The organism is Sphingomonas daechungensis, assembly GCF_039543105.1.
GTDB lineage: Bacteria > Pseudomonadota > Alphaproteobacteria > Sphingomonadales > Sphingomonadaceae > Sphingomicrobium > Sphingomicrobium daechungense.
On record NZ_BAABJC010000001.1, the window covers coordinates 845,987 to 859,399 of the forward strand.

At 63.5% G+C, this 13,413-nt stretch carries 15 protein-coding genes; 10 read left to right on the plus strand and 5 right to left on the minus strand.

Going from position 1 to position 13,413, the window contains the following annotated elements; translation table 11 throughout:
* Positions 1 to 289: 289 nt before the first annotated feature.
* Together ABD928_RS04435 and ABD928_RS04440 are read right to left on the minus strand one after the other, a co-directional pair.
* The gene (locus ABD928_RS04435; protein WP_187714586.1) at positions 290 to 610 is read right to left on the minus strand and encodes a DUF2171 domain-containing protein; all 321 of its coding nucleotides are present in this window, start codon (positions 608 to 610) and stop codon (positions 290 to 292) included.
* Between the two features lie 27 nt (positions 611 to 637).
* A complete protein-coding gene (locus tag ABD928_RS04440) occupies positions 638 to 1,672 on the minus strand; it encodes an alpha/beta fold hydrolase (RefSeq protein WP_345166488.1) in 1,035 nt (344 codons plus the stop codon).
* A gap of 301 nt (positions 1,673 to 1,973) precedes the next feature.
* Between ABD928_RS04440 and ABD928_RS04445 the strand changes: the two genes are divergently transcribed.
* The 10 genes from ABD928_RS04445 to ABD928_RS04490 all read left to right on the plus strand — a co-directional run bounded on the left by ABD928_RS04445 (position 1,974) and on the right by ABD928_RS04490 (position 10,965).
* Positions 1,974 to 2,345, plus strand: coding sequence for a response regulator transcription factor (locus tag ABD928_RS04445; protein WP_187714587.1), 372 nt, complete (start codon positions 1,974 to 1,976; stop codon positions 2,343 to 2,345).
* 18 nt (positions 2,346 to 2,363) lie between these two features.
* A complete protein-coding gene (locus tag ABD928_RS04450) occupies positions 2,364 to 3,047 on the plus strand; it encodes a response regulator transcription factor (RefSeq protein WP_223276309.1) in 684 nt (227 codons plus the stop codon).
* Between the two features lie 114 nt (positions 3,048 to 3,161).
* On the plus strand, positions 3,162 to 3,836 hold the full coding sequence (locus ABD928_RS04455; RefSeq protein ID WP_187714589.1) for an ATP-binding protein: 675 nt from the start codon (positions 3,162 to 3,164) through the stop codon (positions 3,834 to 3,836).
* Positions 3,836 to 4,624 carry an SDR family NAD(P)-dependent oxidoreductase gene (locus tag ABD928_RS04460; protein ID WP_317617541.1) on the plus strand — a complete coding sequence of 263 codons (789 nt, stop codon included), beginning with the start codon at positions 3,836 to 3,838 and terminating at the stop codon, positions 4,622 to 4,624. Before ABD928_RS04455 ends, ABD928_RS04460 begins: the two co-directional genes overlap by 1 nt.
* 94 nt (positions 4,625 to 4,718) lie before the next feature.
* On the plus strand, positions 4,719 to 5,810 hold the full coding sequence (locus ABD928_RS04465; RefSeq protein WP_223276310.1) for an MBL fold metallo-hydrolase: 1,092 nt from the start codon (positions 4,719 to 4,721) through the stop codon (positions 5,808 to 5,810).
* A 53-nt stretch (positions 5,811 to 5,863) separates the two neighbouring features.
* The gene (locus ABD928_RS04470; RefSeq protein ID WP_187714591.1) at positions 5,864 to 6,574 is read left to right on the plus strand and encodes an SDR family NAD(P)-dependent oxidoreductase; all 711 of its coding nucleotides are present in this window, start codon (positions 5,864 to 5,866) and stop codon (positions 6,572 to 6,574) included.
* A gap of 22 nt (positions 6,575 to 6,596) precedes the next feature.
* The gene (locus ABD928_RS04475) at positions 6,597 to 7,421 is read left to right on the plus strand and encodes an enoyl-CoA hydratase/isomerase family protein (RefSeq protein ID WP_345166502.1); all 825 of its coding nucleotides are present in this window, start codon (positions 6,597 to 6,599) and stop codon (positions 7,419 to 7,421) included.
* Complete coding sequence (locus tag ABD928_RS04480; RefSeq protein ID WP_345166505.1) at positions 7,390 to 8,667, plus strand: YbfB/YjiJ family MFS transporter; 1,278 nt, start codon at positions 7,390 to 7,392, stop codon at positions 8,665 to 8,667. The genes ABD928_RS04475 and ABD928_RS04480 overlap by 32 nt, the downstream gene beginning before the upstream one ends.
* A 98-nt stretch (positions 8,668 to 8,765) precedes the next feature.
* Positions 8,766 to 10,106, plus strand: coding sequence for an epoxide hydrolase family protein (locus ABD928_RS04485; RefSeq protein WP_345166508.1), 1,341 nt, complete (start codon positions 8,766 to 8,768; stop codon positions 10,104 to 10,106).
* 64 nt (positions 10,107 to 10,170) lie between these two features.
* Positions 10,171 to 10,965 (plus strand): alpha/beta fold hydrolase, encoded by a 795-nt coding sequence (locus ABD928_RS04490; RefSeq protein WP_187714593.1) that lies wholly within the window; start codon positions 10,171 to 10,173, stop codon positions 10,963 to 10,965.
* Between the two features lie 9 nt (positions 10,966 to 10,974).
* Here ABD928_RS04490 and ABD928_RS04495 read toward each other — a convergent pair whose 3' ends face one another.
* Genes ABD928_RS04495 through ABD928_RS04505 form a run of 3 tightly spaced genes read right to left on the minus strand, consistent with a single transcriptional unit; the run spans position 10,975 to position 13,413 of the window.
* Positions 10,975 to 11,862, minus strand: a complete 888-nt coding sequence (locus tag ABD928_RS04495) for an alpha/beta fold hydrolase (protein WP_187714594.1) — start codon at positions 11,860 to 11,862, stop codon at positions 10,975 to 10,977.
* Between the two features lie 10 nt (positions 11,863 to 11,872).
* Entirely contained in the window at positions 11,873 to 12,343 is a 471-nt protein-coding gene (locus tag ABD928_RS04500) for a DUF3237 domain-containing protein (protein WP_187714595.1), read from the minus strand.
* Positions 12,340 to 13,413 (minus strand): NAD(P)H-dependent flavin oxidoreductase, encoded by a 1,074-nt coding sequence (locus tag ABD928_RS04505; RefSeq protein WP_345166513.1) that lies wholly within the window; start codon positions 13,411 to 13,413, stop codon positions 12,340 to 12,342. Before ABD928_RS04505 ends, ABD928_RS04500 begins: the two co-directional genes overlap by 4 nt.

The window sequence follows — 13,413 nt, forward strand, 5'->3', positions numbered from 1 at the left end:
CCAAAAAAGGCGCCGAGGACGCGGACGGGCCCTCCCCGACTCCCCTCCCGACCGTCCGCGTCCTCAACTGTCACTAAGAAAGCCTGAGCGGGGACGGGTGATTTGCCAGAGACCGGAACTTGTGAATTCGCCCTTCCAAGCGGAGCAGTAGGTGTGATGGCGCGCCATCGTCTCCATCCTTCCTGTGTTACCGACAACGGTGCAGCCCGATCAGGCGCTGGCCATCGTGCAGTAACGCTCTCGCGCTAGGGTTTAGATCTCGTCTCATGAAGCGTCGATTTGGCTGCCGTCAGCTGATGGCGGGCGGATCGCTTGCCGGGAAACTTTCGATACCAGCCTCATCAAAAAATTCTTCGCGGTGGATGTGACCATCCGTTTGCTCGCCCTCCTCGAACAAGATTGCTACGTCTGCATTCGCGGACAATCGGACCTGCTCGCCTTCAATGCCGGCAACCAAGCCAGCGGAAATGAAGCGGTGCCCCACCGCTCCTATGGGGCCATCGCTACGGGTGAGCTTGATGCGATCCCCGAGCACACGGTCGACGGTGCCGACGTGGACACCGTCGGCGCCGATCACTTCCAAATGTTCCTTGATATTGGGGAGGCTCACGGCCCGTCTCCTTTTGTTGAAATGACATCAAATAGGCTGCGACGCGAAGGCACTCCCGCCGAGGTCCAAGATTGCTCGGGCAAACTCAGCGGGTGCTTCTTGAGGTAAATTGTGACCGATCCCGCCAGTCACGAGACGGTGCACATAAGGCCCAGCAAACTTTGTCGCATAAGCGCTCGGATTTGGATGAGGCGCACCATTGGCGTCACCCTCGAGCGAGATCGACGGAACTCTGATTGGAGGCGACCCAGACAGCCGGGCCTCCAGCGCGTCATAACGCCGCTCCCCATCTGCGAGACCGAGCCGCCAGCGATAATTGTGAATGACAACGTCAACGTGATCGGGGTTGTCGAATGCTGCAGCGCTTCGTTCGAACGTCGCATCATCGAAATCCCACTTGGGTGATGCGAGAGACCAGATCAAACGCGCGAATTGGCGGCGGTAAAGGTTGTAGCCCTCGCGCCCTCGATCCGTGGCGAAGTAGAATTGATACCACCATTGAAGCTCGGCCGACGGGGGAAGTGGGTTGCGTCCAGCGGCCTGGCTTCCGATCAGATAACCACTCACCGAGACGAGACCGGTGCAGCGTTCCGGCCAGAGTGCAGCAATTATGTCAGCGCTTCGGGCACCCCAGTCGAAGCCGGCAAGAAGCGCCTTTTTGATGCCGAGCGCATCCATCATTCGGATGGTGTCCGTTGCGACTGCTGCGGGCTGACCATTGCGCATGGCGCTGCCTACTAGGAACCGAGTTCCTCCAAAGCCGCGTAGGTAGGGGACGATCACCTTGCGGCCCTGAGCAGCTAGCAAAGGTGCAACCTCACTGAAGCTATGAATATCGTAGGGCCAACCGTGCAACAGGATGACCGTCTGGCCGTGAGGCGGCCCAAGTTCGGCATAGGTGATCTCCAGGAGCTCAGTCTTGATACGCCGCAACTTCCATGGAAGCGCAGCGCTAGAAACGCCTTCGACACCTTGTTCGGTCGTAGCCGCAGCTGTCGTCGCCGCTGCCGCACCGGCCAGCGTTGCTTTCAATAGCTCTCGGCGGCGCAGCTCGAGCGTCATGTTTGTGGCTCCGATTGAGGCAATGGTGTTCACCCTGCCTGCGCCTGACGCAGCGCGGCGCCAATTAGACGATGGTGTACGTCATCCAGTCACATTTGGCGGTCTAGCTTGGCCGACCGAGATCCGAGCGTTCGATCGGACCAACACCAAAGTAGCATGGACGAACTCAGGTCACGAGCGCATGCACTCGGCCTGATCGAGAGAAGAATATGACGCTGGATGCTAGGGGCCTGATGACCGCCCGCCTGGGCGACGTGCCTCGGCGGCCAGAGGGAAGCGTGTCGACCGACGGGTTCGAGCCGTGAGCTCGAGCAAGGTCATTGCCGTCGTCGATGATGACGAATCGGTGAGGGAGTCATTGCCTGCTCTGCTGGAATCCTACGGCTTTGAAGTCCGCGCTTTCGAATCTGCCGAGGCGTTCCTGAGGGCCGACGGGCAAGAGAGTACCGACTGCATCGTCCTCGATGTCGCAATGCCGGGCCTCAGCGGGCCACAGCTTCAGCAGGCCCTGATCCGCAACGGTTTCCGCCTGCCGATCGTCTTCATCAGCGCCCATGCGCAGGATAACCTTTGGCCGACGCTTCAGTCGAGCGGCGCCATTGCCTGTCTCTTGAAGCCATTCAGCGAAGAAGCGATTGTCGAGGCCGTCACGCTCGCAGTCCGCCCGAAGTGAAGGTTGCCGATGTACAGCATGAGCTCCCGCGCAGGTTTCGGTATGACGTCGAAAGACAATCCTGACGACTCGCACGCCAAGCCGGTCGTGCTCGTCGTCGATGACGACATCTCCGTTCGAGAGGCGCTTCAGCCCCTCCTCGAGCTGGCCGGCTGGCGGGTGATTAGCTTCCCCGATGCGCAGGCTTTCCTCGACTGGAACGAGAGCGAGCCGGGTCAAGTCGGGTGCCTGCTGCTGGACTTCAGCCTCCCTGATCTCAACGGACTCGATCTTCAGGAACGGATTGCAAAGGACCGGCCCGAACTGCCGATCATCTTCCTGACGGGGTTTGGCGACGTGCCGATGAGCGTGCGGGCGATGAAGGCCGGCGCTGCAGAGTTCCTGACCAAGCCGTTCGACGATGAGGTATTGCTTACCGCAGTCGACCGGTCGATCGAAAAAAGTAGGGAAATCAGCGCCGAGCGAGCGAGCCTTAAGGTGATCGAGGAACGCTACGCCGAACTCAGCCGGCGTGAACGCGAAGTTATGGCGCTGATCGTTTCAGGCCTCCTGAACAAGCAGGTGGGAGGTGAACTCGGCATCAGCGAGATCACGGTCAAGGCGCATCGCGGCAGGCTGATGGAAAAAATGAAAGCCCGCTCCTTCGCGGACCTTGTGAAAATGGGTCAGCGGCTCGGGCTCGAACCGGGCGCGCGAGGCTGAAGCCTAGACCAAGGTCTCGCGAGACCAAGGTTCAATAGCGGGCTCCGTCCAGCTTCGACAGACAGTTCTCCTCGGCCCGCCGACCAGGGGAGTGGGTCCAACGGAGAACAAGGCATGCTTGCAACTGGTATCGGCACGTCGATCCCGCGGCGATCCTTGAACCTGATTGAGGAAATCAATCATCGCGTGCTGAACGAATATACCGAAGCCATCGCGTCCCTCTCCGTGGCCGCCGCGCGAAGCCGGCACAGCGCGACCAGGTCCGAGATTGCCAATGTCGCGGACCGCCTCCGTGAGCACGCCGAACTCCATCGGGTGCTCAGCCCGCCGCGGGAGGGCAGCGAGGTCAATATCGCTGAATATCTCGGTCAGATCTGTTTGAAATTCTCGACAGCGATGCTCGCGCAGCGAGGCATATTCCTCGTGCTGGACACGGCCGACCATTTGATGGCCGGCGAGACCTGCTGGCGCATCGGGCTCGTCGTCGCCGAACTCATCCGGAACGCGGCGCGCCATGGCCTGCGCGATTCAGGCGGTGAAATCTTCGTGCAGGTCACGCACGAGGGTGGCGAACTCAGATGCTTGGTTCGTGACACGGGCCGGCCTCCCCTCAATCCGGCTGCAGGCCGCGGACAGTCGGTCATCGCCGGCCTGGTCCAGGAGCTTGGCGGCAGTGCCGAATGGTCATTCGGACCGGAAGGTTGCGCGGTGCTGACACGCTTCCCGAGCATGGCTTTGCTGCGAAGTGGACCGCAGCAAGACCTCGAGACCATTGCAGGAGCTTTATGATGGCCAAGCCCGTTGCGTTGATCACCGGCGCTTCCTCCGGCCTCGGCTCCATTTACGCAGACCGGCTCGCGAGGCGCGGGTGGGACCTCCTCCTTGCCGCGCGCAATCATGAGCGGCTTGCCACGCTTGCGACAAGACTGGAGCGCGAGACGGGAAGCGCCGTCGAACCTGCAGTCGTTGATCTCTCAGATTTGAATGGCCGGAGGCAGCTCGCCCAACGCCTGTCAGAGGATTCCCGCATCGAGATGCTCGTTAACAATGCGGGGTTTGGCTCTACCGCGCCGCTCAAGGAGTCCGACCCCGAGATCATGGAGCAGATGATCGAGCTGAATGTGAGCGCTGTCACCATGCTCGCGAACGCGGCCGCCCGGGCCTTTGCGCAACGCGGGCGAGGCGCGATCATCAACATGGCTTCGATCACGGCCGTGGCACCAACCATCCTCAATGGCGTCTATGGTGCGACCAAAGCCTATGTGCTGGCGCTGAGCCAGTCGCTCCACCATGAACTCGCGCCTTTTGACGTGAAGGTCCAGGTCGTGCTGCCCGGCGCAACGGCAACCGAATTCTGGGACGCGTCCGGATCGTCCGTCCGTGCATTGCCCGCGAGCATCGTCATGAGGCCGGAGGACGTCGTCGACGCGGCCCTGAGCGGCTTCGACCAAGGCGAGTTCGTGACGATTCCATCGCTTCCCGATGCGAGCGAGTGGGAGGCGTTCGACGCCGCTCGAACCGCCTTGCTTCCCAACCTTTCCCGAAGCGAGCCGGCGGAACGCTATCGCAGGGGCTAGAGCATACGATGGTATCCACGATACCATCGTCCAATCCGACCTTTCCGCACGACTGCTTATCTCTGCTCCCGACACTTCTTCAAGGGAGCAAGACATGACCGGCGGATCCTCGCGCAAGTTCGGGCATAGAGCCCACGTCCGGGCGGCGGCCAATGTCGCTGCCGTCCTCCTCGCATCGGCCTCGGTTGCCGCTGGTCCTAGCGTCCCTGCCTATGCCCAGGCCCCCTCGGGCCAGGCGGGAACGCCCTATCAGAACATGCCGCCGCTCGCGCCGATCGGCGTTCGCCCCGATCGCTATCTTCCGGTGCCGGAATCCGCCGGTGCGCCCGCGGTCAACCCGGCCACGGGCTACCGCCTGCAGGAACTTGGCCGCGGTCTCTACATGGTCACGGACAATTCCTACCAGTCCATGTTCCTCGTCTACGAACGCGGCGTGGTGGTGGTCGACGCACCGCCCGGTTACGCCAAGCATATTCGGGCGGCGATTGCGGAGGTCACGTCGCTCCCCGTCACCCACGTCATCTACAGTCACTCGCACAAGGATCACATTGGCGGCGTCACCGAACTTGGCGGGCACCCGATCATCATCGCCCATGAGGAAACGCGTCGGCTGCTGGCTCGTGACAACGACCCTGAGCGACCTCTTCCGACGGTCACCTTCAAGGATCGGTACAGCCTGAAGCTCGGAACCCAGCGGCTCGAGCTCAGCTACCACGGCGTTGCGCACGAGCCCGGCAACATCTTCATCTACGCGCCCGAGCAGCGCGTGCTGATGGTCATCGATGTCATATTCCCCGGCTGGATGCCGTGGCGCCGCTTTGCCCTTGCGCAGGATGTGCCCGGCTATTTCGCGCAGGTCGCCGAGATCGATCGGGTTCCGTTCAACACCCTCGTCGGGGGTCATGTCAGTCGCGTCGGCACCCACGACGATGTCCGCACGCAGCTCGAGTTCATGGCCGACGTGAAAGCGGCCGCCCAGTCGGCGCTGAAGTCGACCGAACTCGGGAAGGAGATCGATCCATTAGATCTCACCAACCCGTGGGCCGTGTTCGACAATTACATCGACCGGGTCGTCGTGCAGTGCGTCAACGCCGTCAGCCCGAAGTGGCAGTCGAGGCTCGGAGGCTTCGACGTCTACATTTGGGACCAGTGCTACGCGATGGAGCAGAGCCTCCGGATCGACTGACTCTCGCATCTACTCACCAGGGCACCTCACCCAGAAAAAACAGGAGCAAGCTCGTGGCAAACGAACAGAAGGTCGCCGTCATCACCGGCGGATCGCAAGGCATCGGTGAAGCGCTCGTTCGCGCATATCGCACTCTTGGCTACCGGGTCGTCGCGACATCAAGGTCGATCGCGTCGTCCAGCGATCCCGATATCCTCAACGTCGCCGGCGACATCGGAGCTCCGGAGACCGGCCCCAAGATCATCCGGGAGGCCCTCGAGCGTTTCGGGAGGGTCGATACCCTCGTCAATAATGCCGGGATCTTTCTTGCCGGGCCGTTCGATGAGTACAGCGCTGAGCAGTACGAGCGCGTCGTTGCAACCAACCTCAACGGCTTCTTCTACACGACCCAGGCGGCCCTCAGGGCAATGCGGGACCGGCAATCAGGCCACATCGTCAGCATCACGACGGCACTCATCGACCATCCGCTGTCGGCAGTTCCGTCGGCCCTCGCTTCGCTGTCGAAGGGCGGCATCGCCGCGGCGACCAAAAGTCTGGCCGTGGAATATGCAGGTCGCGGCATCCGCGTGAATGCCGTTGCCCCGGGCGTGATCAACACGCCGATGCATGCTCCCGAAACGCACGAGGCGCTTGCCGCCCTGCATCCGGTCGGACGGCTCGGCGAAATCGCCGAGGTGGTGAACGCCGTCCTTTACCTGGAAGGTGCGGAGTTCGTGACCGGGGAGTCCATCCATGTCGACGGCGGCCAGGCCGCTGGTCACTGATTGAACTCCGCTGGAGGACAGGATGACCAAACAGATCGAAATCCGCGTCGAGGCCCCCGGCTATCTCCGGGCGTCCTTCGAAAACCCACCGATCAACCTCATCGACCCTGAGACGATCGATGAACTCTCCGCGCTCATCTCAAGCCTTGAGAGCGGTCCCGAGGTGAAGGTGATTGTCTTTGATAGTCGCGATCCCGATTTCTTCCTCGCCCACTGGGATGTGCTCACCGACAAGGAGCGCACGGCCGCAATGCCCAAAGGGCCGACCGGCATGCACCCCTGGCTTGACGTGCTTGCGCGCCTCAGCCGCGCGCCGGTCGTCTCGATCGCCTCCATCCGCGGCCGCGCTCGTGGGGCCGGAAGCGAGTTCGCGCTCGCCTGCGACCTTCGCTTCGCAAGCGCCGAAAAGGCTGTCCTCGGCCAGTTCGAGGTGGGCGCCGGTGCCGTCCCGGGCGCAAACCCAATGGCCCGGCTTGGTGGATTGATCGGCCGCGGCCGGACGCTTGAAGTGGTGCTTGGCGCCGACGACTTTCCCGGGCAGCTCGCCGAGCGCTACGGATATGTGAACCGCGCACTCCCCGATGCGCAGCTCGATAGCTTCGTGGATCGACTGGCCCGGCGGATTGCAGGTTTTGAAAAGGAAGCGCTGGTTGCCACCAAGCGGCTGGTGGACGAGGTGACCTTGCCGGCGGACGACGTCTTTCCGCCGGCGATCGACGCGTTCTTCAAGTCGACGGCGAGACCGCAGACCCGAGCCCGCATCCAGAAACTGCTTGAGAATGGCCTGCAGAGCCGTTCGGAGACCGAGTTGAACCTTGGCGAGCAGGTCGCACAACTCGCCGGCTGAGTCCGCCATTTCCAGCTCCGATCCGATGGTCGCCGGCGCCGACCAGATCCCACAGCAGGAGCGGCTGAATTCCGCTTTGTGGCGTCTGGCGCTGCCGGGCTTCTGCGCCAGCCTTGTCAGCATCGGGCTTGCGCGTTTCGCCTATACGCCGCTCCTCCCGGCGCTCGTCGGCCACGGCTGGTTCGCTGCCGGCACGGCGGCTTATCTTGGTGCCACAAACCTTGCCGGCTACCTGATCGGCGTTCTTGGCGCGCATGCCGCGGCGGGGCGACTGACGGCGCGATGGGTTATACGCGGGGCAACCGCCGTCGCAAGCATATCGCTGCTCGCCTGCGCCCTGCAGCTGGGGACGGCCTGGTTTTTCGCGTGGCGAACCCTTTCGGGCGTCGCGGGCGGACTGGTGATGGTGCTCGCCGCACCTACCATCATCGTGCACGTTCCGCCGGCCCGCCGTGGATTGGTCACCGGAGGGATTTTTGTCGGAATCGGCTTCGGCATTGCCCTTTCCGGCACCCTCGTGCCGCTGCTCATCAGCGTCGGGCTGGTGCAAACCTGGGCGGTGCTGGGAGGCATTGCCGCCTTTTTCACGCTTCTCGGCTGGACGGGTTGGCGGCCCGCGCTCGCGGTTCCGCCGTCAGCGCTTCGCCGTTCGCGGTCGTCCCCTTTGCAGTTGCGCGGCCTGTACCTGGCCTACGGGCTCAACGCCTTGGGACTGGTCCCCCATATGCTGTTCCTTGCGGATTTCATCGCGCGGGGACTTCACCAGGGCTTTGCCAGCGCCGCCGCTTATTGGACGCTCTTCGGCATGGGAGCGCTCCTCGGGCCAATTGTCGCCGGCCATGCTGTCGACCGCTGGAGCGCCAGAGCGACCCTGATCGGCGCTCTCATCCTTCAATCCTTGTCCGTTGCCTTGCCCGCTTTCGGCAGTTCGGCACTGCTGCTGATCTGTTCCAGTGCCCTCGTAGGAGCGTGTACGATCGGTATTGCGCCCATCGTCCTTGGACGAACGCACGAGATCCTCCGCCACCATCCGGCAGCGCAGGCCGGGGCATGGCGCAAGGCCACGGCAAGCTTCGCGATCTTCCAGGCAACAGGCGCCTACGGCATGTCGCTGATCTACAACTGGTCGGGAGGTGATTACCGGCTCCTGTTCGGCCTCGGCGCGGCGGCACTGGCTGTTGCGGCGGTCCTGGCAATCCTCGCGGGGTCGAGACGTGGGTCGGAGGTCCAGGGCCGCACGGCCTGAAGACCAAAGTATCTATACACCATCGTCCAATCGCATTCGCTCCCGGGACAGCCGAAGTGAATGGCTGACACAGTCATTCTCGAAGGAGGGAAAGCATCATGAGCTTCGCACTTTCCATCATGCCACGCCGCAACTTTGTAGCATCGACCCTCCTCGGCTCGATCGGACTTCTGTTGCCCTCGATTGCCGGGGGCCAGGCGGTGGCCGCCACCGCGGCGGACGGAGCCCCTGCGGCGGATGTTTCGCGAGCCGGCGCGCAGCCGGCCGCAAACGCGATCCGCCCGTTCAAGTTCAGGGCCCCGCAAGAAGCGCTCAATGATCTCAAGCGCCGGGTGAGAGCGACCCGCTGGCCGAGCCGCGAACTGGTGAACGACGACACCCAGGGCGTCCGCCTGCAGACGATGCAGAAGCTCGCCGATTATTGGGCGACGGGTTACGACTGGCGAAGGGCCGAAGCGAACCTCAACCAATATCCGCAGTTCGTCACGACGATCGACGGCGTCGACATCCACTTCATCCACGTCAAGTCGAAGCACCCGAACGCCCTTCCCATGATCATCACGCATGGCTGGCCCGGTTCAGTCATCGAGCAGCTGAAGGTGATCAAGTCCCTGACCGACCCCACTGCCTACGGCGGCACGGCCGCCGATGCGTTCGACGTCGTCATCCCCTCCATTCCCGGGTACGGCTTCTCCGCCGCTCCAACGGAACTGGGCTGGGACCCGCAGCGGGTGGCCCGGGCCTGGGCAGTCCTGATGCAGCGCCTCGGCTACAGCAAATATGTCGCCCAGGGAGGCGACTGGGGTGACGCTATCAATGAGCAGATGGCGCTGCAGAAGCCGCAGGGCCTGCTTGCGATCCACACCAACATGCCGGGAACGCTTCCCGACAACATCTCCGCCGCTCTGTCGGGGGGACCGGCTCCAACCGGGCTGACCGGCGACGAGAAATATGCGTGGGACCAGCTCGACTTCTTCTACAAGCACCGGGTCGGTTATGCTCTTGAGATGGGCGCCCGCCCCCAGACCCTCTACGGCCTCGACGATAGTCCGATCGCGCTTGCGGCCTGGATGATCGATCATGATCCTCAGAGCCAGAAGCTTATCAACCGGGTGTTCGACGGCGGCCGCGAAGGTCTCACCCGGGACGACATCCTCGACAACATCACGCTCTACTGGCTGACCAGGACCGGCCTTTCGTCGGGCCGACTGTTCTGGGAAAGCAAGCTTGCCTTCTTCGCGCCCAAAGGGGTCACTCTTCCCGTGGCGGTGAGCGCGTTCCCGGACGAAATCTACACGGCTCCGGAAAGCTGGACGCGGAAGGCCTTCCCCAACCTCGTCTTCTACAAGCGGCACGATAAGGGCGGGCATTTCGCCGCATGGGAGCAACCGCAGCTGCTGGTCGAAGATCTGCGCGAGAGCTTCCGGTCGTTCCGCTGATGCATCCGCTGGGGTGGCCCCACCATCCCGGCACCTTGTCCCCATCTTCCGCGAGGGCTCCGCCATGTCCATCCGCAGAATGATCGCGCATTTGTGCCTTGCCCTCGGGCTCCTGCTTCCGGGATCCGGCCTGGTCGCGCGGAACTCAGCCGCAACCCGCCCGACAATCGTCCTGGTGCACGGCGCATTCGCCGAATCGTCAAGCTGGGACGCAGTCATCGCCCGTCTGTCAAAAGACGGCTACCGGGTCATCGCCGCGGCCAACCCATTGCGCGGGGTCAGGCGCGATGCCGACAGCCTTGGCGCTCTCCTTCGCTCGATCGATGGGCCCGTAGTGCTTGTCGGGCACTCCTATGGCGGAATGCTGATCAGCGACCCGGTCGCCGACCGTAAGAAGGTTGTCGGGCTCGTCTACGTCGCGGCGTTCCTGCCCGAGGCCGGCGAAAGCGCGCTTGGCTTGAGCGGCAAATTTCCAGGCTCGACACTCGGCTCGGCACTGGCGCCGGGCGTCCGTCTGCCGGGAGGCGATGAGGACCTGTACATCGAGCAGTCCAGGTTCCGCCACCAATTCGCAGCCGATGTTCCGGCAGCGCAGGCAAGAACAATGGCCGCAACCCAGCGCCCGATTGCCCGGTCAGCGCTTGGCGAGGCAGCCCAGGAGCCGGCCTGGCGAACCATCCGCTCCTGGTCGATCTACGGGACCGCGGATCTCAACATTCCGGCGGCGGCGCACGTCTTCATGGCAAAACGCGCGCAGGTGCGTCGGGTGATAGCGGTTCCGGGCGCCTCGCACGTCGTGATGGTTTCGCATCCCGACGCCGTTGCCGCGCTCGTCGAACAGGCGGCGGCAGCGCGCTAGGCGCTCATTTCAGGCGGCATTTGCGATCCTTCGTTCGACGAAATTGCTGATCAGACCGGCGACCTCATCCGGCGCTTCGTCGAGGGCGAAGTGCCCGGCATCGAGCAGATGCAGCTCGGCATCGGGAACGTCCCGGCAATAGGCGAGCGCCCCCGGCACGATGAAAGAGGGATCGTAGCGACCCCAAAGGACGAGGGTCGGCGGTAGGTGCGTGCGTAGCCACGCCTGCCAAGCGGGATAGGCCTCGACGTTGGTCCTGTAATCGCCGAGAAGTGCGGCCTGGATGTCGCTTTGGCCGGGGCGCGACAGGAAGGCGAATTCGTCGACCCACAAGTCGGGATCATAACGTTCCGGATTCGGACTGTTGCCTAGGTGGCGCTGCCGGGCGCTTTCGAGCGATGCAAATCTTTCGAACTCTTCGCGATGCTCAACGGGATCTTCCCAGAAGCGCCCAATATTCTTCCATTTGGGTCCGAGGCCCTCGCGATAGGCATTCGCATTTTGAACGATGATGCCGAGCACCTTCCTGGGGTCACGAAGGGCCATTCGGAATCCGACCGGTCCTCCATAATCCTGCATGAGAAGCACATAGCGGTCGATGCCAAGGCCGTGGAGAAGTGCGGACATCGTCTCGGCCAGATGGTCGAATGTATAGGCAAAGTCCGAAGGCGGCGGCGCATCGCTGTGGCCAAATCCCGGATAGTCGGGGGCGACCAGACGAAACCGCTCCGAGAGCCGGCGAAGCAGCGGCTCGTACATGCGCGATGAGGACGGATAGCCATGCAGCAGGACGAGCGTCGGGGCGTCGCGCGGACCGGCCTCGCGATAGAAGATGCGAAGGCCGGCCATTCCAGCCCACTGATACGTCGTTCCGCGATGAACCCTCGGGCCAGGCATGCCCTTTCCCTTAACGGATTTCGTGAACCGCATAGGTCGGCCCCTCCGGCAGGCGATCGCCGACGCCGATGCCGATGATGTGGTTGAGCCAGTCCAGCGCCGTGTCTGCGGTGCTGAACGTTGGCATGATGCGGAAATAATAACGCTGCGGGTCGACGATTTCGCCGCGGTCGAGGCTTACCATGACGTCCGGCGGGCCGGTTCGGATGCCCATATAAGACATGGCGATGAGTGCGCCCGTGTGGGTCTCGAGAACAATCCTCGCATCCAGCAGCACCGAGCCGTCCGCCCGTACCCTTTGCCAGTCGGTGCCGCCCGCGCGCACAACACCCTGCAGCCGGTCGCCCTCGAAGGTGCCGCCGGCGATGGTTGCAAGACGGGTCTGGTTTCCCGGAGGCCCGCCGATGGTCATGATCGTCCCGATCGAAAGCTGCATCCGGAACAGCGGCCGGCCTATCACCTGGCTTGGTTCGCCAATCATTGCTGCGCCTCCTTGAGTTCTACGGCGAGCGCCTCGACCAATGCGGCGGTCGGAAGCGAGCGCGCGAGCGCCGCACTTTCACCCGCCCATTGGGCGCCAAAGCCAAAGTCTCCGCGAGCGGCTGCCGCTGCATTGAGCGCCTTTCCGAGATCGTAGGCGCGAGGATAATCGGGCACAGCGGCTGCCGGCACCAACGCATCCATTGCCGTAAACCTGTTGGCGAGGCAGCGCGCGGGCCGGCCCGAAATCACCCGCGTCATGATCGTGCCGCGCACGCCCGCTTCGCAAAGGGCTTGGCGATACCCCGTATCTGCGAAACTCTCCGCGCAGCCGACGAAGGCCGTGCCGAGCTGCGCCGCCGCGGCCCCGAGCTCGAGCACTTTGGCGATGCCGGCCCCGTCCATGATGCCGCCGGCCGCGATCACCGGCACATTCACCTCGCGAACGAGCTGCGCAGTCAGTTCCGCCATGCCAACCCGCGCATCGGGCGCGTCGGGGTCGAAACAGCCGCGGTGCCCGCCCGCCTCCCATCCCTGCGCGACGATCGCGTCCACGCCCGCGGATTCTATTTCCCGCGCCTCGGCGGGGCTGGTTGCAGTGGCTATCAGGTACGCGCCGGTATCGCGCAGCGCGTCGAGCGCGTGCCTGCCGGGAAGTCCGAAATGGAAGCTGACGATCGCGGGCTTGAGGTCGACGAGCATGCCGAGCATCTCGTCGTCGACCAGAAAGCTTCGGTAGATTTCGCGAAGCCGGACCGGCGGCGATGCGCCGAGAGCCGTGAATTGCGAGCGGAAGAGTTCGATCCAGTCGCTCTCTGCTTCCGGTCTCACGCGCGCCGGACGATGACAGAAGAGATTGACGTTGAACGGCCGGCCCGTCGAGGCGCGAACGGCTCCGATCATTAAGGCGGCCGCGTCTGCGTCGGCCGCGCCGACGGCGATCGAGCCCAGCGCTCCCGCATTGCTTGCCGCGGCCGCCATCGCCGGGCTCGAGACACCGGCCATCGGCGCCTGGATGATCGGAAGCTCGATCCCCAAGCGTTTGAGGAAGTCGGTAACCTCGCGGCCCAT

Coding starts and splice junctions, on each gene's coding strand:
- ABD928_RS04440 (WP_345166488.1), bottom strand. CDS start 1,672: ATGACGCTCGAGCTGCGCCGCCGAGAGCTATTGAAAGCAACGCTGGCC.
- ABD928_RS04450 (WP_223276309.1), top strand. CDS start 2,364: ATGAGCTCCCGCGCAGGTTTCGGTATGACGTCGAAAGACAATCCTGAC.
- ABD928_RS04455 (WP_187714589.1), top strand. CDS start 3,162: ATGCTTGCAACTGGTATCGGCACGTCGATCCCGCGGCGATCCTTGAAC.
- ABD928_RS04460 (WP_317617541.1), top strand. CDS start 3,836: ATGGCCAAGCCCGTTGCGTTGATCACCGGCGCTTCCTCCGGCCTCGGC.
- ABD928_RS04465 (WP_223276310.1), top strand. CDS start 4,719: ATGACCGGCGGATCCTCGCGCAAGTTCGGGCATAGAGCCCACGTCCGG.
- ABD928_RS04475 (WP_345166502.1), top strand. CDS start 6,597: ATGACCAAACAGATCGAAATCCGCGTCGAGGCCCCCGGCTATCTCCGG.
- ABD928_RS04485 (WP_345166508.1), top strand. CDS start 8,766: ATGAGCTTCGCACTTTCCATCATGCCACGCCGCAACTTTGTAGCATCG.
- ABD928_RS04490 (WP_187714593.1), top strand. CDS start 10,171: ATGTCCATCCGCAGAATGATCGCGCATTTGTGCCTTGCCCTCGGGCTC.
- ABD928_RS04495 (WP_187714594.1), bottom strand. CDS start 11,862: ATGCCTGGCCCGAGGGTTCATCGCGGAACGACGTATCAGTGGGCTGGA.
- ABD928_RS04500 (WP_187714595.1), bottom strand. CDS start 12,343: ATGATTGGCGAACCAAGCCAGGTGATAGGCCGGCCGCTGTTCCGGATG.
- ABD928_RS04505 (WP_345166513.1), bottom strand. CDS start 13,413: ATGGGCCGCGAGGTTACCGACTTCCTCAAACGCTTGGGGATCGAGCTT.